At 62.3% G+C, this 22,306-nt stretch carries 23 protein-coding genes; 5 read left to right on the forward strand and 18 right to left on the reverse strand.

The genetic code is table 11. The features are described from left to right. The first annotated feature begins 130 nt into the window (after positions 1 to 130). Complete coding sequence (gene gltA, locus X741_RS155920; RefSeq protein ID WP_023777429.1) at positions 131 to 1,459, forward strand: citrate synthase; 1,329 nt, start codon at positions 131 to 133, stop codon at positions 1,457 to 1,459. 73 nt (positions 1,460 to 1,532) lie between these two features. Here gltA and lpxB read toward each other — a convergent pair whose 3' ends face one another. From lpxB to X741_RS155855, 13 genes are all read right to left on the reverse strand, one after another. Then, entirely contained in the window at positions 1,533 to 2,717 is a 1,185-nt protein-coding gene (gene lpxB / locus X741_RS155915) for a lipid-A-disaccharide synthase (RefSeq protein WP_023777430.1), read from the reverse strand. Further along, positions 2,707 to 3,609 carry a UDP-2,3-diacylglucosamine diphosphatase LpxI gene (lpxI, locus tag X741_RS155910; protein ID WP_245272687.1) on the reverse strand — a complete coding sequence of 301 codons (903 nt, stop codon included), beginning with the start codon at positions 3,607 to 3,609 and terminating at the stop codon, positions 2,707 to 2,709. The genes lpxB and lpxI overlap by 11 nt, the downstream gene beginning before the upstream one ends. Continuing rightward, the gene (gene lpxA / locus X741_RS155905; RefSeq protein WP_023777432.1) at positions 3,596 to 4,429 is read right to left on the reverse strand and encodes an acyl-ACP--UDP-N-acetylglucosamine O-acyltransferase; all 834 of its coding nucleotides are present in this window, start codon (positions 4,427 to 4,429) and stop codon (positions 3,596 to 3,598) included. Before lpxA ends, lpxI begins: the two co-directional genes overlap by 14 nt. A 13-nt stretch (positions 4,430 to 4,442) precedes the next feature. After that, positions 4,443 to 4,910: a 3-hydroxyacyl-ACP dehydratase FabZ gene (fabZ, locus tag X741_RS155900; RefSeq protein ID WP_013895372.1), complete on the reverse strand. Its 468-nt coding sequence runs from the start codon at positions 4,908 to 4,910 to the stop codon at positions 4,443 to 4,445. Further along, positions 4,903 to 5,958, reverse strand: coding sequence for a UDP-3-O-(3-hydroxymyristoyl)glucosamine N-acyltransferase (lpxD, locus tag X741_RS155895; protein WP_023777433.1), 1,056 nt, complete (start codon positions 5,956 to 5,958; stop codon positions 4,903 to 4,905). Before lpxD ends, fabZ begins: the two co-directional genes overlap by 8 nt. A 75-nt stretch (positions 5,959 to 6,033) precedes the next feature. Further along, positions 6,034 to 8,406, reverse strand: coding sequence for an outer membrane protein assembly factor BamA (bamA, locus tag X741_RS155890; protein ID WP_023764923.1), 2,373 nt, complete (start codon positions 8,404 to 8,406; stop codon positions 6,034 to 6,036). Between the two features lie 217 nt (positions 8,407 to 8,623). Then, positions 8,624 to 9,841: an RIP metalloprotease RseP gene (gene rseP / locus X741_RS155885; protein ID WP_023777434.1), complete on the reverse strand. Its 1,218-nt coding sequence runs from the start codon at positions 9,839 to 9,841 to the stop codon at positions 8,624 to 8,626. Positions 9,842 to 9,937: 96 nt separating this feature from the next. Further along, positions 9,938 to 10,753, reverse strand: a complete 816-nt coding sequence (locus X741_RS155880; protein ID WP_023777435.1) for a phosphatidate cytidylyltransferase — start codon at positions 10,751 to 10,753, stop codon at positions 9,938 to 9,940. Next, positions 10,750 to 11,484, reverse strand: coding sequence for an isoprenyl transferase (locus tag X741_RS155875; protein WP_023764919.1), 735 nt, complete (start codon positions 11,482 to 11,484; stop codon positions 10,750 to 10,752). The genes X741_RS155880 and X741_RS155875 overlap by 4 nt, the downstream gene beginning before the upstream one ends. Positions 11,485 to 11,515: 31 nt before the next feature. Next, a complete protein-coding gene (gene frr / locus X741_RS155870; RefSeq protein ID WP_023777436.1) occupies positions 11,516 to 12,070 on the reverse strand; it encodes a ribosome recycling factor in 555 nt (184 codons plus the stop codon). Between the two features lie 99 nt (positions 12,071 to 12,169). Next, positions 12,170 to 12,892, reverse strand: a complete 723-nt coding sequence (pyrH, locus tag X741_RS155865) for a UMP kinase (protein WP_013895365.1) — start codon at positions 12,890 to 12,892, stop codon at positions 12,170 to 12,172. Positions 12,893 to 13,045: 153 nt separating this feature from the next. Beyond that, positions 13,046 to 14,155, reverse strand: a complete 1,110-nt coding sequence (locus X741_RS155860) for an aldo/keto reductase (RefSeq protein WP_023777437.1) — start codon at positions 14,153 to 14,155, stop codon at positions 13,046 to 13,048. Positions 14,156 to 14,202: 47 nt separating this feature from the next. Continuing rightward, the gene (locus X741_RS155855; RefSeq protein ID WP_023777438.1) at positions 14,203 to 14,730 is read right to left on the reverse strand and encodes a nuclear transport factor 2 family protein; all 528 of its coding nucleotides are present in this window, start codon (positions 14,728 to 14,730) and stop codon (positions 14,203 to 14,205) included. A 116-nt stretch (positions 14,731 to 14,846) separates the two neighbouring features. On the opposite strand from X741_RS155855, the gene X741_RS155850 reads away from it, so the two are divergent. Then, complete coding sequence (locus tag X741_RS155850) at positions 14,847 to 15,773, forward strand: LysR family transcriptional regulator (protein WP_023777439.1); 927 nt, start codon at positions 14,847 to 14,849, stop codon at positions 15,771 to 15,773. Between the two features lie 108 nt (positions 15,774 to 15,881). Here X741_RS155850 and tsf read toward each other — a convergent pair whose 3' ends face one another. The 5 genes from tsf to X741_RS155825 form a co-directional block, all read right to left on the reverse strand. Then, positions 15,882 to 16,802 (reverse strand): translation elongation factor Ts, encoded by a 921-nt coding sequence (tsf, locus tag X741_RS155845; RefSeq protein ID WP_023777440.1) that lies wholly within the window; start codon positions 16,800 to 16,802, stop codon positions 15,882 to 15,884. A gap of 109 nt (positions 16,803 to 16,911) precedes the next feature. Further along, positions 16,912 to 17,694 carry a 30S ribosomal protein S2 gene (gene rpsB / locus X741_RS155840; RefSeq protein ID WP_023777441.1) on the reverse strand — a complete coding sequence of 261 codons (783 nt, stop codon included), beginning with the start codon at positions 17,692 to 17,694 and terminating at the stop codon, positions 16,912 to 16,914. 176 nt (positions 17,695 to 17,870) lie between these two features. Then, positions 17,871 to 18,482 (reverse strand): LysE family translocator, encoded by a 612-nt coding sequence (locus X741_RS155835; protein WP_023777442.1) that lies wholly within the window; start codon positions 18,480 to 18,482, stop codon positions 17,871 to 17,873. Next, positions 18,479 to 18,757, reverse strand: a complete 279-nt coding sequence (locus X741_RS155830; RefSeq protein ID WP_023764912.1) for a DUF4031 domain-containing protein — start codon at positions 18,755 to 18,757, stop codon at positions 18,479 to 18,481. Before X741_RS155830 ends, X741_RS155835 begins: the two co-directional genes overlap by 4 nt. Before the next feature lie 96 nt (positions 18,758 to 18,853). Further along, complete coding sequence (locus X741_RS155825) at positions 18,854 to 19,684, reverse strand: cell envelope integrity EipB family protein (protein WP_013895357.1); 831 nt, start codon at positions 19,682 to 19,684, stop codon at positions 18,854 to 18,856. A 139-nt stretch (positions 19,685 to 19,823) separates the two neighbouring features. On the opposite strand from X741_RS155825, the gene X741_RS155820 reads away from it, so the two are divergent. From X741_RS155820 to X741_RS155810, 3 genes are read left to right on the forward strand one after another with little or no spacing between them, the layout of a single operon-like run. Then, positions 19,824 to 20,288, forward strand: a complete 465-nt coding sequence (locus X741_RS155820) for a RidA family protein (protein ID WP_023777443.1) — start codon at positions 19,824 to 19,826, stop codon at positions 20,286 to 20,288. Between the two features lie 13 nt (positions 20,289 to 20,301). Next, a complete protein-coding gene (locus X741_RS155815; RefSeq protein ID WP_023777444.1) occupies positions 20,302 to 21,030 on the forward strand; it encodes a glycerophosphodiester phosphodiesterase in 729 nt (242 codons plus the stop codon). A 55-nt stretch (positions 21,031 to 21,085) separates the two neighbouring features. Continuing rightward, the gene (locus X741_RS155810) at positions 21,086 to 22,300 is read left to right on the forward strand and encodes a GNAT family N-acetyltransferase (protein WP_023777445.1); all 1,215 of its coding nucleotides are present in this window, start codon (positions 21,086 to 21,088) and stop codon (positions 22,298 to 22,300) included. The last annotated feature ends 6 nt before the right edge of the window (positions 22,301 to 22,306 follow it).

Genomic DNA, 22,306 nt, shown 5'->3' on the forward strand with positions numbered 1-22,306 from the left:
TAGGCCCTGGCCCAATCTGGCACGCACCCTCCTGAAATGCGGTGGCGAATACGCGCATTGCGGTGATTTCGACGTGTCGCTCTGCAGAAATTTGCCTTTGCCGGCATGAGGAAACGAGAAGGAGTTTGCAATGACCGAAGCTGCGACAAAACTGGAATTTGGCGGCAAGACCCAAGAGGCCACGGCAAAGCTGGAATTCGGCGGCAAGACTCATGAGTTCAAGGTGCGAAGCGGTTCCGTCGGGCCCGACGTCATCGACATCGCTTCGCTCTACAGCACCACCGGTGCCTTCACCTACGATCCCGGCTTCACCTCGACGGCGAGCTGCGAGTCGGAGATCACTTTCATCGATGGCGATGCCGGCATTCTCCTGCACCGCGGCTATCCGATCGACCAGTTGGCCGAACACGGCGATTTCCTCGAAGTCTGCTATCTCCTGCTCTACGGCGAACTGCCGACCAAGGCGCAGAAGGACGATTTCGATTACCGCGTAACGCGCCACACCATGGTGCACGAGCAGATGTCGCGCTTCTTCACTGGCTTCCGCCGCGATGCGCACCCGATGGCGGTGATGTGCGGAGTGGTCGGCGCGCTGTCGGCCTTCTATCACGATTCCACCGACATCTCCGACCCGTACCAGCGCATGGTTGCCTCCATGCGGCTGATCGCCAAGATGCCGACGATCGCGGCCATGGCCTACAAGTACCACATCGGCCAGCCCTTCATTTACCCGAAGAACGAGCTGAATTTTGCGGCCAACTTCCTGCATATGTGCTTCGCCGTGCCGTGCGAGGAATACAAGATCAACCCGGTGCTGGCACGCGCCATGGAGCGCATCTTCATCCTGCATGCCGATCACGAGCAGAACGCCTCGACCTCGACCGTTCGCCTCGCCGGTTCTTCGGGCGCCAACCCTTTCGCCTGCATCGCCGCCGGCATCGCTTGCCTGTGGGGTCCGGCCCATGGCGGCGCCAACGAAGCGGCGCTCAACATGCTGGGCGAGATCGGCCATGTCGATCACATCCCGGAATTCATCGCCCGCGCCAAGGACAAGGACGATCCGTTCCGGCTGATGGGCTTCGGCCACCGCGTCTACAAGAACTACGATCCGCGCGCCAAGATCATGCAGAAGACGGCGCATGAGGTTCTGGGCGAACTCGGCATCAAGGACGATCCGCTGCTCGACATCGCCATGGAGCTTGAAAAGATCGCGCTGACCGATTCCTACTTCATCGAGAAGAAGCTCTACCCGAACGTCGACTTCTACTCCGGCATCACGCTGAAGGCGCTGGGCTTCCCCACCACTATGTTCACCGTGCTGTTCGCGGTCGCCCGCACCGTCGGCTGGATCGCGCAGTGGAAGGAAATGATCGAGGATCCGCGCCAGAAGATTGGCCGTCCGCGCCAGCTCTACACCGGTGCGCCGGAGCGCGACTACGTGCCGATCGCGAAAAGGTAGGGAATAGAATAGGGAGTAGGGAGTAGGGAGTAGGGAATAAGAGGCCTACTGCCTACTGCCTACTGCCTACTGCCTACTGCCTACTGCCTACTGCCTTCTTCATGCACCCCATCACCACCTCCGCGGCGATCTCGCCTGAAGGCCTGTCCGTGGCCATGCGCCTGACAACTTCAGCAAAGCCGTCCTTTTGCCAGCTACGGTAGGCGGTGTCCGAAAACAGCGCCTCCAGCTGCCGCGCCAGATAGCGTGGCCGCACATACTGGTTGTAGTGCTCCGGCACGATCGCCTGGTCGGCTATGAGATTGGGCAAGGCGGCACTCCAGACCCTGACCAGGCCCTGGACCATACGCATCACCGGATCGAGCCGGTAACACGAGATCGTCGGCACGCCCGACAACGCGAGTTCCAGCGACACCGTTCCAGACGCGATCAGCGCGGCATCGGCCTTGCCGAAGGCCTGCCATTTGCGCTCGGGATCGAGAATGATTTCCGGCTCCTGGTCCCAGCGCGCCACCGAGGCCCTGACCAGGTCGGCGACATGCGGCACTGTCGGCAACAGCAGACGCAGTTGATGTCCGCGCTGCCGCAGGATCGAGACCGTCTCGCCGAACGGTTCGATCAGCCGGCTCACCTCACCGCGCCGCGAACCGGGCAAGACGAGCAGCGTCTTGATGCGATCTCCCGAGAGGTCGCGCGGCTGGGTCTGCGCTCTCGCAGCGCTGAGTACGCCCGGATCATGCGCAAGGCGATGTCCGACATAGGTGCCCGGCGGGCCGCCGAGGCGGCCGAGCTCCTTCACCTCGAACGGCAGGATGCACAATATGTGGTCGACATAGGGCTTCATCGCCGGCGCCCTGCCCGGCCGCCACGCCCAGACGCTTGGACAGACATAATGGACGATCGGAATCGACGGATCGGCGGCGCGGACCTTTTTGGCGACGCGCAGCGAGAAATCAGGGCTGTCGATGGTGATCAGGCAGTTGGGGTTTTCAGCAACAACCGCGCCCGCCGTCTGGCTGATCCGCCGCATCAGGCGCGGCAGGTCACGCAGAATGGCGCTGAGCCCCATCAGTGCGATCTCGGCACCATCGAACAACGGCACCAGCCCAAGCGCCTGCAGATGCCGTCCGCCAATGCCTACGAGCCGTACCTCGCGTCCGGTCATGCGTTTCAACGCCTGCACGATGTCGGCGCCCAACAAGTCGCCGGACTCTTCGCCGGCGACGATGGCGATCTTCAGCGGCTTCTCAGTTGCCATGGCCAGGCTCCGCGGCCGGCAGGCCGAACACGAACAGGCCAAGCGCATTGGCGCGCGCGAGAACGACGGGACCTTCGAGGATCAGCGAATGGCCGGCTTCCACGGCGATGCCGGCAAGCCCGGCGGCGTGTGCCGCCTCGACCGTCCGGGGGCCAATGGATGGTAGATCGGCACGCAACTCCTGGCCGGGCTTGGCGCATTTGACCAGGACACCGCGAGTCTTGCCGGCAAGTCTGCCATGGCCGCGCAACTGCTGCGTCCGCTCGAGCAGTCCATGGGTGCCCTCGACGCCTTCCAAAGCGATAGCGCGGCCACCGATGGCAATAGCCGCCTGGCCAATGTCGAGCGCGCCGATGGCTTTTGCCGCCGCGCGTGCCGCCTCGATATCGCGCCAGTCGGACTTTCTCGGCACCGCCTTGGTCAGCGGCCCTTCGGCAGCGAGAAGCCGAGGCACGACCTCATGCGCACCGACGACCTTAACGCCGCGCGCCTCCAGGCCGCGGGTCAATATCTTCAACAGCCCGTCATCGCCGCGCGCAAGCGCCATGGCGACCGAGGGTATCAGCGCCAGCAAGCCAAGGCTCGGCCGCATGTCGACCAGCCGCGGCCTGCGCCTGATCTCGCCGGCAAGGACCAGATGGGTGATCCGCCGGCGCCTCAGCAACGCAGCCAGCGAGCCGATGTCTTCCAGCGCGAGGCTTTCATGCTCGTAGATTGTGAGGTCGGACTGACGGTCGGCCTGACCGTCGACCAGGATGATGATGGGCGGATGTCCGGCCTCTGCCAGGCCGGCCGCCACTTCGACCGGAAGGCTGCCGCCGCCGGCGATGACGCCGACCCTGGCATCAGACGGGAGATCAAGAGCAGTTCCCGCCGTCTCAGTCTTCATCATCGGTGTCGTCGCCATCGCCGCCCTTGAGCGACGGCACGGCATAGTGCCGCTTGCCGCGAGTGGTGATGAAATCGATGATCTTCATGGCGGTCGGCGAAGAGGCGAACTCCGCCTTGGCGATCTCGATGTTCTCTCCAACGGTGCGGGAGCGATCGAAGATCGTCTTGTAGGCGCTGCGCAGCAGATAGATTTCGGAACGCGGCAGGCCGGCACGCTTGAGGCCGATGATGTTCAAGCCGCGCAAGCTGGCGCGGTTGCCGACGGCAATGGCATAGGGAATGACGTCACCCACAAAAGCCGAGCACCCGCCAAGAAAGGCGTTGTCGCCAACACGCACGAATTGATGCACGGCGCTGAGGCCGCCGATATAGACGTTGTCGCCGATCTCGCAGTGTCCCCCCAGCGTAGCGCCATTGGCGAAGGTGGCGTTCTTGCCGACAACGCAATCATGGGCGATGTGGGCGTAAGCAAGGAAATTGCCGTTGTCGCCCACCGTCGTTTCGCCCCGGCTGGTGTCGGTGCCGACATGCATGGTCACGCCTTCGCGGATGGTGCAGTTGGCGCCGATGACCAGGGTGGTGCGGCCGCCCTTGTGCTTGGTGTTCTGCGGCGGCGCACCCAGTGTCGCCATCGGATAGACCTTGGTAGACGCTCCGATAGTGGTCGCGCCCATCACCGAGACATGGCTGACCAGTTCGACACCGTCGCCGATCACGGCATCGGCGCTGACATGGCAGAACGGCCCTATGCGCACACCTTGGCCGATTTGAGCGCCTTCTTCCACAACGGAAGAAGGATGGATTGAAGTCTTGATTTGCATAGGCACTCGATCGTCAGTCGCCGGTGACCATCATGGCTGAAATCTCGGCCTCGGCTGCCTTGGTACCGTCGACCAGGGCTTCGCAGGCGAATTTGAGCAGGTTGCCGCGCTTCTTGATTTTCTTGACATGGATCTTCAACTGGTCGCCGGGGACAACCGGTTTGCGGAATTTGGCATTGTCGATGGTGAGGAAATAGACCAGCGACGGCTTCGATGCTCCAAGGCTGCGGATACAGATGGCGCCCGCCGTCTGCGCCATGGCCTCGACGATAAGCACGCCCGGCATCACCGGCTGGTCGGGGAAATGCCCCTGAAAATGTGGCTCGTTTATGGTCACGTTCTTGATGCCGATGGCGGAGTTGTCGCCATCGATCTCGACGATGCGATCGATCATCAGGAAGGGATAGCGGTGCGGCAGGAGCTTCATCAGCCCCATTATGTCGACCGCTTCCAGCGTCGTCGCCGCCACCATGTCAGCCATTGTCCTTGCCTTGCTTGCGTGCCCTGGCCATCGTGCGCAACATGGCTATCTCTCGCATGGCTTCCGCCATTGGCTGCGCCGGATAACCGCCCCAGATCTCGCCGGCAGGAACATTGCTCATAAATCCACTTCTGGCGGCAAGCTTGGCTCCCGTGCCGATGGTCAGGTGATCCGCCAGCCCGACGCCGCCGCCCATGGTGACATTGTCACCCACGACCACGGAACCGGAAATACCGGAAAGCCCGGCCACTATGCAATTGCGGCCGATGCGGACGTTATGAGCGATCTGTACGAGATTGTCGATCTTGGTGCCCTGGCCGATGATCGTATCGGACATGGCGCCGCGATCGACGGTGGAATTGGAGCCGATCTCGACATCGTCCTGGATGACGACCCGTCCGATCTGTGGAACGCGTTCCGGCCCCTTGGCGCCGCCGACGAATCCAAAGCCGTCCTGGCCGATCCTGGCGCCGCCATGGATGATGACCCGATTGCCGATCAGCGCATACTGGATGCTGGCGCCCGGCCCGACATAACCGTCACGGCCGATCTGGCAGGACTGTCCGATGACGGCGTTGGGCGCGATGACGGTGCCGCTGCCGATCGAGACGCCCGGCCCGATGACCACGCCGGCCTCGATGATCGCGCCAGCTTCGACATGGGCGGTCGGGTCGACGTGGGCATGCGGCGAAACGCCGGTTTCGCTGGTCATTGGCCCTGGCGTGGCGGCTGTGGGAAACAGCAGCCGGCCGATCAGCGCGAATGCCTGTTGCGGTCGCGGATGGATCAGGACAGCGACGCCTTCCGGCGCCTTGTTGGCGAATTCGGCCGGGCACAGGACGGCCGCGGCCCGCAGCGACGGCATCAACGCGGAATTACGCTTGCCGTCGACGAAGACGAGCGCATTGGGACCGCCCTCGCTGGCCGGAGCCAGCGCAGAGATAGAAACGTCGGATTGGCCGGAATCGACAAGCACCGAGCCGGTCAGATTCGCGACTTCGGCCGCCGTGTACCGGCGTGATGGCGCGAAGAACACCGGATCGGTCATTCCAGAAGCTATATCCAGCTAGGTCGGAACATTTCTCCCGGATCCAGAAAATCCGGGAGCATCGTTGGCCGCCGATCAGAAGCGGGTCGATATGCCGAAGTTGAATTCCTGCACGTCGTCGGTCGCTTCCTTCCTGACCGGGATCGCATAGTCGATACGGATCGGGCCGAAGGGCGAGGCCCACATCAGGCCGATACCGACCGAAGCACGCAATTTCATGTCAAGCGAACTCTGGTTCACGCTGGTATCGATCTTGCTGCCGTACAACGTTGCAGCATCCGCAAACACAGCGCCGCGCAGACCGAAGCTCTCCGGAACAACCGGCAACGGGAACTGAGCTTCGGCCGAGGCGTTGAAATAGGTCACACCACCGAGATGGTCACCCGTGGTCGGATCGACCGGGCCGATACCGGCATAGGCAAAGCCACGGATCATGCGGTCAGTGCTTTGGAATTGATCGAATATCCGCAGAGATCCATCGCCGCCGTAAGCCTCCACGTGACCCGCACCGCCTGAAATCAATCCGACTAGGTCAAGCTGCTCGGATAGAGTCTGGTAGACGCTGCCGCGTCCGGTGACCTTCACGAACTTGGCATCGCCACCGAGACCGGCCACTTCGACCGTCGTGTTGGCGTAGATACCCTCGTGCGGGTTCTTCATGTCGTCAATGGTGTTGTAGACCAGCCCCAAGCTGACCGACGACTTGATCCAAGGGCTTTGAGCGATGCCATCCAGGATGGCCGGAGAAATCGTGCAGGTGCCGTCTGGATTTCCGACGGTGGTAGGACCGCAACTATCGTCGACCTTATATTTCTCTTGCGAGATGTTGTAGGCCAGCTGGGTCGTGATGCTGTTGGTGATCGGCAGTCCGAAGCGGATCGTCGCGCCCGTCGTGTCGCTGTCGTAATTGTTGTTGTATTCCCGCGTCGACTTATAGATGTCGAAGCCGGCGGCGATGCGACGCCCGAGGAAATACGGCTCGGTGAAGGACAGGCTGTAGTCGCGTGAATTCTTGCCGCCGCCCGCCGACACCTTGATGAACTGGCCGCGGCCGAGGAAGTTACGCTCGGTGATCGATCCTTCGACCGACGGACCCGCCGTGTCGCCACCGGTGGAATAGCCAGCGCCGACCGAGAATTCACCCGTCGACTTCTCGACCACGTCGACCACCAGGACGACCTGATCGGGCTGCGAGCCTGGCACCGTCGAGATATCGACTTTGTCAAAATAATTCAGGTCTTCCAGCCGCTTCTTCGCGCGCTGGATGAGCACCTGGTTGAACGCGTCGCCTTCGCTGACGTCGAATTCGCGGCGAATGACGTAGTCGCGTGTGCGATCGTTGCCACGGATCTCGATGCGCTCGATATAGGCCTTGGTGCCCTGATCGATGGTGTAGACCACCGAAATCGTATGGTTCTCGAAATTGCGGTCGCCACGTGGCGTCACCTGCGCGAAGGCATAGCCGGAACCGGCCACCTTCTCGGTCAGGGCAATGATCGAATCCTCGACGTTCTTGGCGTTGTAGACGTCGCCCTTTTGGGTCTCGACCACCGATTGCAGCGACTTGGCGTCGACTTCCGGGATCGTGCTTTCGACGCTGATGTCGCCGAAATTGTACCGCTCGCCTTCCTGAACGGTGATGGTGACGGTGTATTTGTTCGTCGCATTGTCGAGTTCGCCGACAGCCGACACGACCTGGAAATCGGCGTAGCCGTGATTGTAATAGAAGCGGCGCAGCAGCTCCTGGTCGGCGCGCAGCTTGTCTTCGTCATAGACGTCATCGCGCAGGATGAACGAAACCCAGGACGAGCGCTTGGTGTTGATCACGTCCGACAGGCGGCGGCTGGAATAGGCGCTGTTGCCGACAAAATTGATCGCCGCGATCTGCGTGCGGTCGCCTTCAGTGACCTTGAAGACCACGTTCACGCGGTTGTCACCGAGATCCATGATCTGGGTGGTCACGCCGGCGTCGTCACGGCCGATACGGCGGTACGCGGCCTTGACCGCCTCGACGTCCGAATCGAGCGTGGCCTGCGAGAACGTGCTGCGCGGCTTCAGCTGAACCGCGGCCTGAAGCGCGTTGTCCTTGAGCTTCTTGTTGCCCTGGAACAGCACCTGGTTGACGACCTTGTATTCGGAAACCTTGACCACCAAGGTCGAGCCGACCTGGTTGATCTGGACATCCGAGAACAGGCCGGTGCCGAACAGCGCCTTGACCGCGCTGTCGATGTCCGAACTGGAGAAGGCCTTGCCCGGCTTGATGGTGATGTAGTTGCGGATGGTTTCGGCGTCGACACGCTGGTTGCCGCTCACTTCCACCCGGCTGACGACAGCGGCTTCAGCCGCCGATGTGGCAACGAATTGCACTGCGAGCGCACCTGGTACGACCAGAGCGGCGGACAGTGCCGCCGCAGACGCGGCGTTCAGAAACTTGGATGCTGCCTTCATCGGGCTTAATAACCTTTTCTCGTAGTCCCCACGGCGAGAAAACCGGACGTGCGGTAATTTCCCCTACCGTATTAACCGGATTTTCCCTACACGCAAGGCTTCTGGTTAATTTGTATTTACTTAACCGAGTTGCGTGGCTTTCGCGTCACTCATATCCCCGGGCATGGTAAACGACGTCTCAACATCGACCATGCCCAGGCCAAATTCCTTCATGATTTCAGCACCCAAACAGATCGTTCCAGAAAACGAAGCCCATGAAGCACAGCACCAGAAGCAGACCGGCCCGATAGGCCATTTCCATCATCCATTCCGACACCGGACGGCGGATGACGGCCTCCACCCCGTAGAACAAGAGATGGCCCCCGTCGAGGGGGGGAATCGGCAAAAGGTTTAGAATGCCTATCCCGACGGACAGCAATGCAACGAGTTGAACCAGCCACTCGAAACCCAGTTTGGCCGCCTTGCCGGCCATGTCCGCGATCTTGACCGGGCCACCCAGCTGGCACTTGTCCTCGCGCCCGACGGCGAAACGCTGCATGAACTGGCCGGTGCGCTGAATGACATGGCCGGTTTCCTCGACCGCCGCGGCGACGGCCCCGACCGGCGTGTAGGTGACGAGACGGGGCTGGCCGAACTCCTTGTTGTTGACGACGCCGATCACCGCGACCTTGACCTTGTTGCCGAGCGCGTCTTGCTGCTCCATCAACTGCGGTGTCGCCCTCACGGTGACTTCCTTGCCACCGCGCAGCATGACGAAGGTGATGGTGTCACCGGCACGGCCCGAAACCAGGCGCTGCACGTCACCGAAGGTCTCGACCTTGCTGCCGTCGACGCTGACGAATCGGTCTCCGGGCAGGATGCCGGCCTTGGCTGCCGGACTGTCAGCGGTAACCTGCGCCACCATGGGCTCGNCGAATCGGTCTCCGGGCAGGATGCCGGCCTTGGCTGCCGGACTGTCAGCGGTAACCTGCGCCACCATGGGCTCGGCGACATAACGCCCATAGGTGGTGAACAGCACGGAGAAGACGACGATCGTCAGCAGGAAATTGAACAGCGGCCCGGCCGCCACCGTCGCCGCGCGCTTCCATATCGCCTGGGTGTGGAAGGCAATCTTGCGTTCCTCATCGGTCAGCGTCTCGAGCTCTCCAGCCGTAGGTTTGCTGGAGGTGGCGCTCATGTCGCCGACAAATTTGACATAGCCGCCTAGCGGTATGGCGCAGAGCTTCCAGCGCGTGCCATGACTGTCGTTGAAGCCGATAAGTTCCGGACCGAAGCCGATCGAGAACGCCCTGACCCCGATGCCGCACCAGCGGCCGACGAGGTAGTGGCCCATTTCGTGGACGAACACCACCACGGTGAGCACGAAGAGAAACGGCACCAGCGTGCCTAGAAAGAGGCCGTCCGTGCTGAAAATCGCGTGAAGAATCTCGTTCAACTCAGGCCCTCAATTCTTCCGCGGTTGCGCCGTGACTGTGACATCAATCCAGGCAAATCCAAGGCATGCCCGCATCGGATCGCGAAACGACACCATTCAAATGGGAAACAGCCCCCGTGCCGGATGATCGGCCCCCGCCGAGATCCAGCCGATGACGTACAGGGCGAGAGCCGCCGCGACAAGCCCATCGACACGATCCATGACGCCGCCATGGCCTGGAATGAGCACGCCCGAATCCTTGCAGCCATGCCGCCGCTTGACCCATGATTCGAAAAGGTCGCCAGCCTGGGCGACAATCGAAAGCGCGAGCGCCACGAGACCGAGCAACGCCAGGTTGCCGACGCCGGCGATGGCGGCCAGGATGAGACCGGCGACAACGCCGCCAACCGCGCCGCCGAGCGCGCCGCTGCGCGTCTTGCCGGGCGAAATCGACGGCGCCAGTTTGGGGCCGCCGACGGCGCGGCCGACAAAATAGGCAAAAATGTCGGTCGCCCAGACCACCGCGAACAGAAACAGGATGGCGACCAGCCCCGAATGGTCGCCATCACGCAGCAGGGCAAGCGACAAGCCAGACACGCAAGCATAGGCAAGACCGCTCGCGTCCCATTGCCCGCTCTTGCCGACCCGGGCGGCAATCGCCGCCACGGCAACCAGCGCCACGACGAGCGGCAGCAGCCAGAATGAGGAAAGGCCGGCAATCAGGGCGACGATGAAAACGGCGGCCAGCGCTTCCGGCAGGAAGCCAAGCCGGCTGGCCGCGGCGGGCCGCGACATACGTGTCCATTCGTAAAAGATCATCGCCGACATCGCCGCGCACAGCAGCCGGAAGGGCAGACCGCCAAGCCAGGTCAGGCCAAGGGCGACGATGGCCAGCACGACCGCCGAAATGACGCGGAGCTGAAGGTTGCTCATCCCGCGGCCGGTCGCGAAGCGACGTCTGGCGGGCCCAGGCCGCCGAAGCGGCGCTCGCGGCCGGCGAATTCGCGCAAGGCCTCTGCGAGGTGCTCGCGGTTGAAGTCCGGCCAATAGCACGGCAAGAAGACGAGTTCGCTGTAGGCGGCCTGCCACAAGAGGAAGTTGGACAGGCGGAGCTCGCCGCTGGTGCGTATGACCAGTTCCGGATCGGGGATGCCTTGCGTGTCGAGCAAGCCGGCAAAGCTTTCGGCGGTGATTGCCTCGCTGTCGATCTCGCCGCGCGCCACGGCCGAGGCAAGCTTGCGCGCCGTGCGGACGATCTCGTCGCGCCCGCCATAGTTGAAGGCGATGACCAGCGTCAACGCTTCGTTGTTGGCGGTGAGCGATTCGGCTTCGTCGAGCAGCCCCCTGATGTCGGCCTGCAGCCCTGTCCTGTCGCCGATGATCCTGACCCGCACGCCGCTCTGGTGCAGATCGGCTAGGTCACGGCGGATGAACAGCTTCAACAGCCCCATCAGGTCGCTGACCTCGGACTTCGGCCGCGACCAGTTCTCCGACGAGAAAGCATAGACGGTCAGGAAGGAGATGCCGAGATCGGGTGCCGCGCGCACCGTCTTGCGCAGCGCCTCCACCCCGGCGCGATGACCCGCAAGCCTCGGCATGCCACGCGCCTTGGCCCAGCGTCCATTCCCATCCATGATGATCGCGACGTGCGCGGGCGTTGTCATGATCTCGCTTTCGGATCAGCCCAAGGCCAACCTAAACCTGCATGATTTCAGCTTCCTTGTCGGAAAGCAGATGATCGATGGTGCTGATCGTTTCGTCGGTGAGCTTCTGCACCTGGTCCGAACGCTTGCGATGATCGTCCTCGCTGATGTCGCCGTCCTTCTCAGCCTTCTTCAGAAAGTCCATGCCGTCGCGGCGCACGTGGCGCGCGGCGACGCGGGCGTTCTCGGCGTAGCCATGCGAGATCTTGACCAGTTCCTTGCGGCGCTGTTCGTTGAGCTCCGGCAGCGGAATCCTCAGATTGGTGCCGTCGACGATCGGATTGAAGCCCAGATTGGATTCGCGGATGGCGCGATCGACCGCGCCGACCATCGACTTGTCCCAGACCGATACCGAGATCATGCGCGGCTCCGGCACAGTGACGTTGGCGACCTGGTTGATCGGCATGGTGGTGCCATAGGCCTGAACCTGGATCGCATCGAGCAGATTGCTGGAAGCACGACCGGTCCGCAGCGAAGCCAGGTCATGCTTGAACGCGGCGATTGCCCCATCCATGCGCCGCTTGAGATCGTCGTACTCACCACTCATCTTAGTCTCCTCGACCCGTCTGCCGCGGGTTCACTGCTTCGGGGGCGTTCGGGTCCGATTGTCGAAAACCGGCTTCCCTCTTCGGGATCAGGCCCCGGATCAATCGTCCGCGACGACCGTGCAGCGGCCGCCGCCCCTCAGAATATCGCCGAAACCACCTTTTTCGTGGATCGAATAAACGATTATCGGAATGTTGTTTTCACGCGCAAGAGCAATCGCAGCCGTATCCATGATGGAAAGGCCGCGTTTTATGACTTCGCCATGGCTGATGCGCTCGAAACGCGTCGCATCCGGGTCCTTTTTCGGGTCGGCCGAGTAGACGCCGTCGACCTGCGTGCCCTTGAACAGCGCGTCGGCGCCGATTTCAGCCGCGCGAAGTGCGGCGGCCGAATCGGTTGTGAAGAACGGATTGCCGGTGCCGCCGGCAAAGATCACCACCTTGCCCTGGTTCATGTAGGCGGTCGCCTGGCGTTGCGAAAAGCTTTCGCAGAGCTCGGGCATGGCAATCGCGGACAGCACGACGGCGTCGACGCCGATCTTGTTCAGCGATGTGCGCAGCGCCAGCGAGTTGATGACCGTGGCCAGCATACCCATGTGGTCGCCGGTGACACGGTCTCCGCCCTTGGAGGCGACGGCCACGCCGCGAAAGATGTTGCCGCCGCCGATGACGACGCCAACCTCGATGCCCAGCGCGCGGGCTTCGGCGATGTCGGCGGCAATGCGGTCCACGACCGAGACATCGATGCCGAAATGCTGTTCGCCCATCAACGCTTCGCCCGACGCTTTCAACAAAACACGTCGGTAGAGGGGCTTCACCGTCATATGGTCCTCGTCATTTGCATGTGGGGCGCCTGGACTGGCCGCCCTCGCGCAGGCACCCGAACATTGGCACGATGCCGAGTTCCGATACACGAAGGGCGCCGCGATGTCACGCGGCGCCCAAACGGCAATTTCATGGCCACCCTGCCCGATCGATCAACTGGTGGAGACGCTGGTCGGCAGACCTTCGACGAGCACCGGCGACGCGTATCCGGAAGGCTTGTCGCCGGTCGCGGCACCGCCGGTAACGCGCGCCTGTATTTGCGGACCGAAAAAGGAATAGGGAAACGGCGCCGGAGTCCTGCTGACCTCGTCCAGCCGGTCGCGAAGCCTTGCGGGAATCTCGAAATCCAGCGCGCCAAGATTGTCCTGCATCTGGGCAAGCTTCGTCGCGCCGAGGATGACGGCGGCAATCCCCGGCTGCGTCGCCGCCCAGTTGAGCGCGACCTGGGACATGGAGCGGCCAAGCTCGGATGCGACCTTCTCGAGTTCCGCCACGATGGCCCAGTTGTGCTCGGTGAACTTCTGAAAGCCCGGATGCGTCGAGTCGCGAAATCCGTCGAGCCGACCCGCGTTTCCGGCCTGAGCCGGCCGATACTTGCCGCTCAGCAGTCCGCTCGCCAGCGGGCTCCAGACCATGATGCCGGCGCCATGGCGCATGCCGAACGGCACGAACTCGTTCTCGATCGCGCGTTCGGCCAGGGAGTATTCGAGCTGTAGCGCCGAGACCGGCTCATATCCACGCAGTTCGGCGATCGCCTGGGCCCGGCCCGCATACCAGGCCGGCACATCGGAAAGGCCGACATGGCGAATTTTGCCCGCGCGCACGAGATCGTCGAGGGTGCGCATGACCTCTTCGGCCGGCGTCAGCCTGTCCCAGACATGCATGAGATAGAGATCGATATAATCGGTGCCCAACCGCTTCAGCGAGGCATCGACGGCCCGCATGATGTTCTTGCGGCCATTGCCGCCGCCATTCGGATTGCCAGGCTGCATGTTCATGGTGAACTTGCTGGCGATCACCGCCATGTCGCGCAAGCCGCGCTCGGCGATGAATTCGCCAAGCCAGGCTTCGGCGGTGCCGCCGGTGTAGAGGTCCGCGGTGTCGAAGAAATTGCCGCCCGCCTCGACATAGGCGTCGAACATCGCCCGCGCGGTGTCCCTGTCGGCTCCCCAACCCCATTCCGTGCCGAAAGTCATCGTGCCCAGCGCCAGACGGCTGACCCTGAGGCCGCTGTTGCCGAGCGTGTAATAGGTCATGCTCATGATCGTTCTCCAATGCTTGGTAGCTGCTGCGTCACTGGCCCGCAGTGTCACTGTCCCGGGGTCGTCTTGACCCATGGATTGCCGCGCTCATGCGTCATGCGGAACGTGAATCCGTCGACCTTCCAGCCGGCGGCGGAGCGCGTCAGGTGGTGCTCATAGGTACCCCAGACTTCCCAAAGCGGGTCGCCATTGCCTTCCATCCGGTTCCAGGCATAGCCGTTGGAACGAACGGTCGCCGCATCGGCCTCGAGGACGACCTGGTGGTTGGTGCGCAAATGCAGACTTGTCTTGCTGCCCTTGAGGTTGCCCGCCCAGGCGCCGATCAGGTCGTCGGAAGCGATGTTGGCCGCCGGCTGTCCGGAAAGGCTGCTGAAATCGGCAGTGACCCGATCCGCGAAATAGCTGCGCGCAAGCTTCCAGTCCTGGGCGTCGACGGCGCGGTCGATGGCATCCGCGATGCGGATCACCGCGCGCTCGTCAGCGAACGCCCGCCAGCCGGATGGTTCCGCCCCGCCGGCATCGATCGGCGCCAACGCCATGCCTGCCGCGAAAGTTACCTGTTTCAACGCATTCATGTCTTTTCTCTTCGATGTCATCAGCCCATCGCCGACGTGTTGGCGACAATGTGGACCGGCACGCTGGCATCGATAAGATTGCATTGTCCGAATAGACTATGCGATATCATGCATGAATGGATCGGGATCTGCTCACCCACCTGCCTGTAGTTGTCGCCGTTGCCCGGCGCGGCGGCTTCGCGCTTGCCGCTGCCGAACTCGGCATGAGCCCTTCGGCGGTCAGCCATGCCGTGCGCCTCGTCGAAGAGCGGATCGGCCAGCCTCTGTTCGCACGCACGACGCGCAGCGTTTCGCTCACCGAGGCCGGCAAGGCGCTGGTAGAAACGGCGGCCCCTGCCCTGCAGGACATCACCGAGCGGATGGACCGTATCCGCAGCGTCAAAGGCAGGCCGTCCGGCCTGCTCAGGATCAACGCCTCGAACATCGCGATCCCATTGGCGGTGACGCCAGTCGTCGCAGCGATGGCCGAGCGCTATCCGGAGGTTACGGTCGAGATTTTCGCCGACCAGGGTCTGGTTGATATCGTCGGCGAAGGCTTCGATGCCGGCATCCGGCTTGGCGAGATGATCGCGCAGGATATGGTGGCGGTCCGGCTGACGCCGCCATTCTCCGTCGTCATCGTCGCCTCGCCCGCCTATGTCGGACGGCACGGCCGTCCCGGCAGCGTTGCCGACCTGGCAAATCACAATTGCATTGGCTACCGGCTCGTCCGCTCCGGGGCACTCTATCGCTGGGATCTGGTCGAGGACGGCAAGGACATCGCCATGGAGACGCGGGGCAGCGTTGTCGTGACGGATTCGCTTGCGGCAATCGATCTTGCGCTTGCAGGCGTCGGGCTCGCCTATATGTTCGAGCCACTGGCGCGCGCCGATCTTGCCGCCGGCCGCCTCGTCCAGGTGCTGCCGCAATCGGCGATCGAGGAGCCTGGGCTTTTTCTCTACTTCCCACGCCGGGCCGCGATGGCACCGAAGCTGAGGGCCTTCATCGATACCGCCAACGAAATCGGCCGGGCGCCCTTGCGGACACCCGGCCGAGTTGCCTGAGTTCGTTGGAGCAATTCCAGGAAAAGTGTGAAGCGGTTTTCCCGGGAAAAGCGCGTAGCGCTTTCCCTTGGGAATTGCGTTAAAACAAAGAGCTAGCCCTGGAAGGGCTTATTTCTTGACCGCCGCCGCGACTTCCGCCGCGAAATCGGACTCTTCCCTCTCGATGCCTTCGCCGAGCGCGAAGCGCAGATAGGCCGTGATCTTGGCCGGTGCGCCGATGTCCTTCTCGGCATCCTTGAGCGCCTTCTCGACGGTGATGTCGGGATTGAGCACGAAGGCCTGCTTCAGGAGCACGACTTCCTCATAGAACTTGCGCATGCGGCCCTCGACCATCTTCTCGATGATCGCTTCCGGCTTGCCGGACTGGCGCGCCTGGTCGGAGAAGATCGCCTTCTCGCGCTCGACCGCTGCCGGATCGATCTGCTCCGCGGTCAGCGCCATCGGGTTGGTGGCGGCGACATGCATGGCGACCTGGCGGCCAAAGGCGTTGGCGGCATGCTCGTTGCCCGTGGTCTCGATCGCGACAAGCACGCCGAGCTTGCCCAGGCCGTCGGCGACGGCGTTGTGGACGTAGGTCGCAACCGCGCCATGCGGAACGGTGAGCTTGGCCGAGCGGCGGAAGCCCATATTCTCACCAATGGTGCCGACGGCGTCCTTGATGGTGTCGGAAACCGACTTGTCCGAGTTCGGATACTTGGCGGCAGCCACTGCTTCGGTCGTGCCGTAGGCGAGCGCCACCTTGGCGACATTGGCAACGATTTCCTGGAACGCGGCGTTGCGGGCGACGAAGTCGGTCTCGGAATTGACCTCTACGACGGCAGCTTCGCGCACGCCATTGTCGACGCCGATCAGACCTTCAGCCGCGGTACGGCCAGCCTTCTTGTCGGCCTTCGAGATGCCCTTCTTGCGCAGCCAGTCGACGGCCTCTTCCATGTTGCCGTTGGTCTCGGTCAACGCCGCCTTGCAGTCCATCATGCCCGCGCCGGTCAAGTCGCGGAGTTCTTTGACCTGTGCAGCCGAAATGCTCATTGTCGCCTCTTTGATTTAAATGCACCGACGCACCATCGGTATTCGATGATGCGTCTGTCTAGCGTGCCAAAATATGAGAAAGATGAAGGCCGCGGGCGGCCTTCGATTGTCAAGCCTCGGGGGCTTCCGAAGCCGGAGCCGGATCGAGCGCGGGCTCGACGGGAGCCTCGACCGAAGCGCCGATGTCGACACCGAGCGCGCCCTGCTGACGGGCGATGCCGTCGATCGCAGCCTTGGCGATCAGGTCGCAATAGAGCTGGATGGCGCGCGCCGCGTCGTCATTGCCGGGGATCGGGAAGTCGATCTTGTCCGGATCGCAATTCGAATCGATGATGGCCACGACCGGAATGCCGAGACGCTTGGCCTCGAGGATGGCGATCGCTTCCTTGTTGGTGTCGATCACGAACATCAGGTCGGGCGTCGAGCCCATGTCCTTGATGCCGCCGAGTGCCTTGTCGAGCTTCTCGCGCTCGCGGTCGAGGTTGAGGCGCTCCTTCTTGGTGAGGCCCTGGGCTTCGCCGGCCAGCATCTCGTCGAGCTTGCGCAGGCGTTGGATCGAGTTCGAGATCGTCTTCCAGTTGGTCAGCATGCCGCCGAGCCAACGCGAATTGACGTAATACTGGGCCGAACGCTGTGCCGCGTCAGCGACAATGTCCGACGCCTGGCGCTTGGTGCCGACGAACAGCACGCGGCCGCCCTTGGCAACGGTGTCGGAAACCTGCTTCAGCGCCTGGTGCAGCAAAGGCACCGTCTGCGAGAGGTCGATGATGTGGATGTTGTTGCGGGCGCCATAGATGTAGGGCGCCATCTTCGGGTTCCAGCGATGGGTCTGGTGGCCGAAGTGAATGCCAGCTTCCAAAAGCTGGCGCATGCTGAAATCAGGCAGTGCCATTCTCATTTCCTTTCCGGTTAGCCTCCACGGACACAGGCATTTTTGGACAAAGTCCTCGAACGCCACCGGAGGTTTCAGCCGGATTTCTCCCGGGCAGACACCAAAGTCCGTGTGTGGAATGAGCGCGCATATAGAAGGGATGCGCGACAAACGCAAGCGATGAGGCGCTTCACCGCTCAGCGTGCGGCAATCAGCGCTCCGGTGCCGATCATGGCGCTGCCGGCAAACCTGTTCATCAGCCGCATGCGCTTCGGCGTCCTGAACCAGCCTGAGGCCCTGCCCGCCAGCGCGGCATAGAGCCCCATGGTCAGGACGTTGACACTGATCACGACCGCAACCACCAGCAAACCATCGGTGAAGGTCATGGTGTCGAGATTGAGGATCAGCGGCATGATCGAGGCATGGAACAGGATAGCCTTCGGATTCCCCAGCGCTATGGACGCGCCAAGGAAGAAAGAACTGGATAATCTCGCCTCGGCCATCTGCGCCTTATTTGATTGCGTCGCCGAGGCCCGCCACATTCTGGCGCCGAGAAAGATCAGATAGGCGGCGCCTGCATATTTCAGCAGGAGAAAGATCCATTCGAAGGTCTGGGCGAGCGCCACCAGTCCGAGCAGCGCCAGAGTGACCAGCACGGCATCGCCGGCGGCGACTCCGACGCCGGCTATGAAGGCGCGAAGAAACCCACGCGACACGCCATTGGTGATGACCGCGAACATCGCTGGTCCGGGTGTTGCGGCGGCAAGGGTGACGGCGGCGCAATATGCGAGAAATGCCGTAGGTGTCATCGCCTGACCTTTCCGTTGGGCACCCGCACGCGTCGGAAGATGGCGACGATCTGCTCGCGGCTGCATTCGATGGCGCCGAGCCGCACCGCGCGGTCGCGCTCGAAGCCGGTTATGTCATAATGCGGCGCCGATGTCTTGGGCGGTCCCTGGTAGGACGAGCGCTTGACGCCGAGTTCGGCGGCAAAGCGATGCAACTCGTCGGTATCGTCGGCCAGGAGATGGCACCAGAGATGGCCCGCCCACTTCCAGATCGCCGCGTCGACGTAGACCGCCATCAAGCCCGCCGTGGCCCGCTCAATTGCACATTCCCGCTATTTCGATACCGCGCCGGTTATTTCGATACCGGGCCAATTATTTCGATACTGGGCCAATTATTTCGATACTGGGCAAGGCTTTGTCTGGTCGAACAGCGAAAGATTGACCAGCTTGCCGGTCATCGAGAAGTCGCCATAGTCCATGGTGAGATCGCGGGTGATGCCGTTCTCATGCAGCTTGAAGCTGATCCGGTATTCCGGCACTTCTTCGCCGTTCTGGGCGCTGTCGTCGAAATAGGCGATGTCGACCGGCCAGTATTTGTCGGTGGCAAGCTTCGCCAGCGCCGGCGCTTCCGGATCGGCCTTCTCGCCATCAGTCTTCTTGCCGACGACGACGGTGGTCGCCATCACCTTGTTGGCGTCTTCCGAACCGTCGAACAGGTTTGTCTGGTAGAAGTTCTCGCCCTTCTCGGCCTTGCCGATCAGTTCGACCAGATGCTGGGTCGGGAACTGGGTGGCGGCGAGTTCGAGGCTGTTCTTCTCGGGCTTGTCGATATCGACCTTGAGCCCCTTGGCGTCTTTCGTGGCAATGCCCTTGACCTCCTTGTCGAGGTTCTGGTCGACGAAGGATTTGGTCACGAACGAAAACGTCTTGCCTTCGGCATCCTCGAACGTGGTCGTCTGCTGGTCGGTCACCCTTGTATTGTCGTTGGTGACGATCTGGGTGACGAAACGGAATTTCACTGTATAGCCTTCGCAGGCGGAGCCGTTGAATTCGTAGACCATACGGCCCGATATGCCGGTTATGCCGGAGCGGTCGGACGCCTTGTTGAGGGTGAGATCGTACACGGCGCGATGCGCCTGCAGCGCCGGCACGGCGAAAGCGGGCCCTATCGAGAAGACCGCCGACAACAGGACGGCATGGAATGCGAGGCGCGTTGCGCGCATGTGGTGCTCCGATCGTCGCGGCTGATGGCAGGGCCGCAGGGAAAGATGGTCCAGCTTAAAAAAAGTCATGGCGGAAGCGAGGCAAAAATAGCAATTTCGGCCCGGCCAGCGCGGCGCCTTCCAGCAATAGGGAAAAGCAATGAGTGAAACAATCGAAAAGCGGCTAAGCGATCTGGGCGTGACGCTTCCTGTCGCCGCCGCGCCTGCCGCCAACTACGTGCCTTACTGCAGGACCGGCAACCTGCTGTTCACCGCCGGGCAATTGCCGCTCAAGGACGGCAAGCTGCAGTCCGTCGGCCTGCTCGGCCGCGATGTCGACACGGCAAGCGGCAAGGACGCCGCGAAATACTGCGCCATCAACATTCTGGCACAGGCCAAGGCAGCGCTGGGCGATCTCGAGAAGATCCGCCGCCTGGTGAAGATCACCGTCTTCGTCGCCTCCGCCACCGACTTCGTCGAGCAGCACCTGGTTGCCAATGGCGCCTCAGATTTCCTGGTCGCCGCCCTTGGCGAGCGCGGCAAGCATGCCCGCTCCGCCGTCGGCACCGCCTCCCTGCCGCTTAATGCCGCAGTGGAAATCGAAGCGATCTTCGAAGTCGAATGAGCGAAGGCCCGACATGACCGACCTTTCCTGGCTGATTGCCCGGCCCGTTGCGCATCGCGGCTTTCACGACATGAACAAGACGCGCTGGGAAAACACGCTTTCCGCCTTCACTGCCGCGGCCGAACGTGGCTACGCCATCGAATGCGACGTGCATCTGTCGTCGGATGGCGTGCCCGTCATCATCCACGATGGCGACCTGAAAAGGCTGACCGGGCAGGATGGTTTCGTCTGGCAGCGCACCGCGGCTGAACTTGCGACGCTCAAGGTTGGCGGGACACCGGATCACGTGCCGACGCTGCAGGAAGCGCTCGACCTCGTCGATGGTCGCGTGCCCATGGTCGTCGAGCTGAAAGGAACTCCCGGCCGCGACGAAGGCCTGGTGGCGCGCGTCGGCAAGATGCTCAAGCGCTACAAGGGCAAGGCGGCGATCATGTCGTTCGATCACTGGCTGATCCGCGATTTCGCCAAACATGCGCAGGGAATTCCTGGTGGACTGACCGCCTACGGCAAGGACCTCAAGCTGATCGAGGCGCATTTCGCCATGCTGGCGCACGAGCTTTCCTTCACCTCCTACGCTGCCGGCGACCTGCCGAATCCGTTTGTCAGCTTTGTGCGTGAAAAGCTCAAAATGCCCGTCATTACCTGGACGGTGCATGATCAGCCCGCGGTCGACCTGACCTTCAGATACGCCGACCAGATGACCTTCGAAGGGTTCGAACCCGACCTCGTCGAAGTCGCCTGAGCGGAGTGCCTGAAACGTGACTTGTAGCAGCCCGGATGGAGCTTAAATAAGCCTCATGGATCAGGGCGACGATGGCGACAGACAAACGGCAAATGCGGACTATTCGATCCGCATCGCCGCAGGCATCGGAGCCTTCACCTGCGATGAATGGAACGGATTTGCCGGCACCGCGCGCAACGACGCGGAAAACGGCTACAACCCGCTGGTCTCACACGCTTTTTTGAGTGCACTCGAGGATTCCGGGTGTGCCGTTCGGCGCACCGGCTGGCAAGGACATCACCTGCGGCTGGAGACAGCGCAAGGCAGGCTGCTCGGTGCCGTCCCCTGCTATCTCAAGTCGCACAGCCAGGGCGAATATGTGTTCGATCACGGCTGGTCGGATGCCTTCGAGCGCGCCGGCGGCCGCTATTATCCAAAACTGCAAAGTGCTGTGCCGTTCACCCCGGTCACCGGCCCTCGCCTGCTGGTCGGCAAAGGCGAGGACCAGGATGCGGTGAAGGCCGGGCTGGCCGCCGGCCTCAAAATGGTGACCGATAAGCTCGGCGTGTCCTCCGCGCATGTGACCTTCGCGCAGGAGAGCGACGTCGCGACGCTGGAGGCGGCAGGCTTCCTGCATCGCACCGACCAGCAATTCCACTTCTTCAACGAAGGCTTTTCCTCCTATGACGACTTCCTGGCCACGCTTGCCTCGCGCAAGCGCAAGGCAATGAAGAAAGAAAGGCGCGAGGCGCTTGCCGATGGCATCTCGATCGACTGGCTGACCGGCAAGGACCTGACGGAAAAAGCCTGGGACGACTTCTTCGCCTTCTACATGGACACTGGCAGCCGCAAATGGGGCCGTCCCTATCTGAACCGTCAGTTCTTCTCGCTGATCGGCGAACGCATGGCTGACGACATCCTTCTGGTGATGGCCAGGCGAAACGGGCGCTACATAGCCGGCGCCATCAACTTCATCGGCTCCGACGCGCTCTATGGCCGCAACTGGGGCTGCATCGAGGATCATCCCTTCCTCCATTTCGAGGTCTGCTATCACCAGGCGATCGACTTCGCCATCGAACGCAAGCTCAAGGTGGTCGAGGCAGGCGCCCAGGGAGAGCACAAGCTGGCACGCGGCTACCGGCCGGTGACCATGCATTCCGCCCATTACATTTCTCATCCCGGCCTGCGCAATGCGGTGGCCGATTATCTCCGGCGCGAGCGTCGCGAAGTCGAACGGATGGGCGAATATCTGGAAGACCACACGCCATTCCGCAAGGACCTGGAGGAATAGCGGGCG

Source organism: Mesorhizobium sp. LNHC221B00 (genome assembly GCF_000502935.1).
Taxonomy (GTDB): domain Bacteria; phylum Pseudomonadota; class Alphaproteobacteria; order Rhizobiales; family Rhizobiaceae; genus Mesorhizobium; species Mesorhizobium opportunistum.

Coding starts and splice junctions, on each gene's coding strand:
- X741_RS155850 (WP_023777439.1), top strand. CDS start 14,847: ATGGATCGGGATCTGCTCACCCACCTGCCTGTAGTTGTCGCCGTTGCC.
- X741_RS155830 (WP_023764912.1), bottom strand. CDS start 18,757: ATGGCGGTCTACGTCGACGCGGCGATCTGGAAGTGGGCGGGCCATCTC.
- X741_RS155810 (WP_023777445.1), top strand. CDS start 21,086: ATGGATCAGGGCGACGATGGCGACAGACAAACGGCAAATGCGGACTAT.
- lpxI (WP_245272687.1), bottom strand. CDS start 3,609: ATGATGAAGACTGAGACGGCGGGAACTGCTCTTGATCTCCCGTCTGAT.
- X741_RS155855 (WP_023777438.1), bottom strand. CDS start 14,730: ATGAATGCGTTGAAACAGGTAACTTTCGCGGCAGGCATGGCGTTGGCG.
- rpsB (WP_023777441.1), bottom strand. CDS start 17,694: ATGGCACTGCCTGATTTCAGCATGCGCCAGCTTTTGGAAGCTGGCATT.
- X741_RS155825 (WP_013895357.1), bottom strand. CDS start 19,684: ATGCGCGCAACGCGCCTCGCATTCCATGCCGTCCTGTTGTCGGCGGTC.
- X741_RS155860 (WP_023777437.1), bottom strand. CDS start 14,155: ATGAGCATGACCTATTACACGCTCGGCAACAGCGGCCTCAGGGTCAGC.
- frr (WP_023777436.1), bottom strand. CDS start 12,070: ATGAGTGGTGAGTACGACGATCTCAAGCGGCGCATGGATGGGGCAATC.
- lpxB (WP_023777430.1), bottom strand. CDS start 2,717: ATGGCAACTGAGAAGCCGCTGAAGATCGCCATCGTCGCCGGCGAAGAG.
- X741_RS155880 (WP_023777435.1), bottom strand. CDS start 10,753: ATGAGCAACCTTCAGCTCCGCGTCATTTCGGCGGTCGTGCTGGCCATC.
- X741_RS155815 (WP_023777444.1), top strand. CDS start 20,302: ATGACCGACCTTTCCTGGCTGATTGCCCGGCCCGTTGCGCATCGCGGC.
- tsf (WP_023777440.1), bottom strand. CDS start 16,802: ATGAGCATTTCGGCTGCACAGGTCAAAGAACTCCGCGACTTGACCGGC.
- X741_RS155835 (WP_023777442.1), bottom strand. CDS start 18,482: ATGACACCTACGGCATTTCTCGCATATTGCGCCGCCGTCACCCTTGCC.
- gltA (WP_023777429.1), top strand. CDS start 131: ATGACCGAAGCTGCGACAAAACTGGAATTTGGCGGCAAGACCCAAGAG.
- fabZ (WP_013895372.1), bottom strand. CDS start 4,910: ATGGCTGACATGGTGGCGGCGACGACGCTGGAAGCGGTCGACATAATG.
- X741_RS155875 (WP_023764919.1), bottom strand. CDS start 11,484: ATGACAACGCCCGCGCACGTCGCGATCATCATGGATGGGAATGGACGC.
- bamA (WP_023764923.1), bottom strand. CDS start 8,406: ATGAAGGCAGCATCCAAGTTTCTGAACGCCGCGTCTGCGGCGGCACTG.
- lpxA (WP_023777432.1), bottom strand. CDS start 4,429: ATGCAAATCAAGACTTCAATCCATCCTTCTTCCGTTGTGGAAGAAGGC.
- lpxD (WP_023777433.1), bottom strand. CDS start 5,958: ATGACCGATCCGGTGTTCTTCGCGCCATCACGCCGGTACACGGCGGCC.
- pyrH (WP_013895365.1), bottom strand. CDS start 12,892: ATGACGGTGAAGCCCCTCTACCGACGTGTTTTGTTGAAAGCGTCGGGC.
- X741_RS155820 (WP_023777443.1), top strand. CDS start 19,824: ATGAGTGAAACAATCGAAAAGCGGCTAAGCGATCTGGGCGTGACGCTT.